The 2,669-nt window shown below is 45.7% G+C and carries 2 protein-coding genes; both read right to left on the bottom strand.

Annotated features, from left to right (window positions below):
• Nucleotides 1–198: 198 nt before the first annotated feature.
• Nucleotides 199–1,440, bottom strand: a complete 1,242-nt coding sequence (locus tag GNE10_RS33665) for a GAF domain-containing protein (RefSeq protein WP_185570379.1) — start codon at nt 1,438–1,440, stop codon at nt 199–201.
• Nucleotides 1,441–1,605: 165 nt separating this feature from the next.
• Nucleotides 1,606–2,669: chemotaxis protein CheW (locus GNE10_RS33660; protein ID WP_260447137.1), on the bottom strand; the 1,064-nt coding region annotated here is incomplete at its 5' end.

The following is a 2,669-nucleotide window of genomic DNA, read 5'->3' as shown; positions in this document are numbered from 1 at the left end:
GGGTAAAGGGTAAAGGGGAAAGGGGAAAGGGGAAAGGGGAAAGGGGAAAGGGGAAAGGGTAAAGGGTAAAGGGCAAATAAAAACCCTTTTCCCTTTCCCCCTCTTGCAAAAGTTACTTTAGACTTTTTGCAGAAGTGGGGAAAAGGTTAAAGGGCAAATCGAAACCCTTTTCCCTTTAACCTTTTCCCTTTCCCCCTCTTACAACAGGTCTATTGATTTGAGGGTACAAGCTGCGATGTTGGCGATCGCTTTTAATTGCTCTTGGATTTGCGCCATTGACTCCAGCCCCGCAATGATTTGACCATCGCAGGGTTCCATAGCAGCAACAACATCTATTGCTACCACTTGGAGTTCTTGGAACCATTCTTTTATATTTACCGTGTTTTCACGGGCTTCACGGGCAAGAATTTCTACCTGTTCGGCAGCAGCTAGCAAACTTAATTCCTGCTCGCTAGCTTTGGTTGCTTCAATAGCTGTATTCAAAGATAAAATCTGAATTTTGCTACTCAAGCCTTCCACCAGGCCAACAAAGTCAGAAGCTTGCTGGCAAAATTCACCAAGGTATTGCAGCTGTTTCTTAGTAATAGCAACAGTATCTTGAATAGACATTAAATACTCACGCTCTTGCTCGGCGATTCTTGCTCCTGCTTGTACAGCCTCACTTACCTGCTGCAATGGCAATAGTAACTGTGAGCTATCCAAGGATTCAAGTTGTTGAACAGGTGGAGCTACTATTTCAGCCCACTGCAAGTTAATTGTCAACATCATTGCTACTTGTTGCAACAAACTGCGCTCTGCTTCCTGCCATTTTCGGGGTTGCTGGCAATGATGAATAACCAATAAACCCCAAGGCTGTTGTTTGACAATCAAGGGTAAGCACAAGCTAGCTTGCACCTCAAAGCGTTGCCAAAATTGCTGTTGGCGTGGAGTTAGTTCTAATACTTCAGTTAAGTTTTGGAGCGAGTTTTGTCCGTCGCTAACATCGGGTTTAGTAAGAAACAAATTTATTGGTAGGGATTGGTTGAGTAGGGATGTCCAACCGACTTGTACAGCTTCAGCGATGGCTCGACTGCGATTGTCTTCCTCAAAACGATAAATTAGGACGCGATCGGCGTTGAGAACATCTTGCAGGGCGGCGATTGTAACTTCTAAAAGTGCGGTTTGATTTTTTGCCTGCCGCATTTGTCCTTCCATGACCGCCAGTTGTTCTCGCTGGAGTTGAAAAGCCCTTTGCACATTGTTACTGGGGGAATCCTCAGCCAAAGCTTGAATAAAAGCTTCAATTTGACTCACCTTGTGCTGCAATTGAGCGACCTTTGGCCCCTTAGCAGATTGAAAGACTGCTTTGAGTACAGCTACATTACCCAGAATTTCCTCTATTTGAATTTGATTGTCAACAGGCTGGCTGGCAAAATTCGGGTCTAAGGTTGCGATCGTCATAGAAAACTCCTTGGCAGCATCAAGTCAAATAAAAAAGCAGGGGAGCAGGGAGCAAGGGAGCAGGGGGAAAAATCACGCCACTTGTGGGTGTTAGCGGAGCGGAACGAAGTTTGGTTTGTACCTTTAACTTCCCCCTGCCCTCCTCCCCCTGCTCCCTGCCTCTTATCAGTGGGTTTGCCATTGCAATGTCTGGGCGATGGCTTTGGTGTCTAAAATCCAGCGATCGCCTGGTAAAATACCTCGAATAAAATTTAGTACTTTCTTGGGGGAAAAGTCGGTTGGTGTTGATTGTACTTGCTGTAAATCCTGCCACTCTACGTCTAAGACATGAGCGATTAAAAACCCCACTACTTGATTTTGCAGCTCAACAACCAAAACCATTGGCTTTTGTGGTGGTGACAGCCGTTTTAAAAGCGGTGCGTAACCAAGCAAATGTTCTAAATCAACCAACCGCAGCATTTGTCCTTGCCAATTATAAAAACCTAAAATCCAACTTGGTAAAGCCGGGGCTGGGGAAATTTCTGGGCTAGCGAGATGAATAATGTCCAGTACACAATGGAATGGTAGCAATCCACTGCCTCCATCGCCCAAGGAAAAACGCACAAATCTTTGCCGTTGTTCCCTTGATGTCAGCCCAAGAGTCAAGTTTGGGGTTGTTCCCGGTAAACCCAACTTATCAGCTAATATCTGATTCATGCCTAGAAGCAGGACTTTGAGTGGTTCTTCATTTGGTGTTACAGACAAGACAGCCATGTGGCTAACAAAGTTTAACTCCGCCACTTGCCGATAAGACCAAGGCACCGGACGCACAGCCTCCAAGGGAATATCGATTAATGCAGGGGGCTTATCCACAGGAATGCCACAAATTTCTCCAGTGCGGGTTTGCGTCAGAAGTAAAAAGCGCCCTGGAGTCTCAACCCCAGAAAGAACTTGGTGCGTCTGTTGGGCTTGTAGTTGTGAAATAAACTTCTGGCGCAAATCCACAATTGTAATAGTTTGCGCTCCCAAATCCACCATCCCGATACCACTTTCAACCGTACTGCTAATAGGAGGACAAGCAATCACCTTGAGAACTGCACCAACTGGCAAGGCAAATAAATAATCTGCGATCGCAAAAACAACGACTCGTAATGAGTCGCTCTCGCTCACAGTGCCAGATAATCGCTTAAACGGAAAGGGAGTGTTGAGCATAAAGACTAAAAGGGTAAGGGGGAAGGGGTAAAGGGAAA

It is taken from the genome of Nostoc sp. 2RC, assembly GCF_014222165.1.
GTDB lineage: Bacteria > Cyanobacteriota > Cyanobacteriia > Cyanobacteriales > Nostocaceae > Nostoc > Nostoc linckia.
The sequence above is the reverse complement of the archived record's forward strand: the minus strand, read 5'-3'. Positions and strand labels throughout refer to the sequence as shown.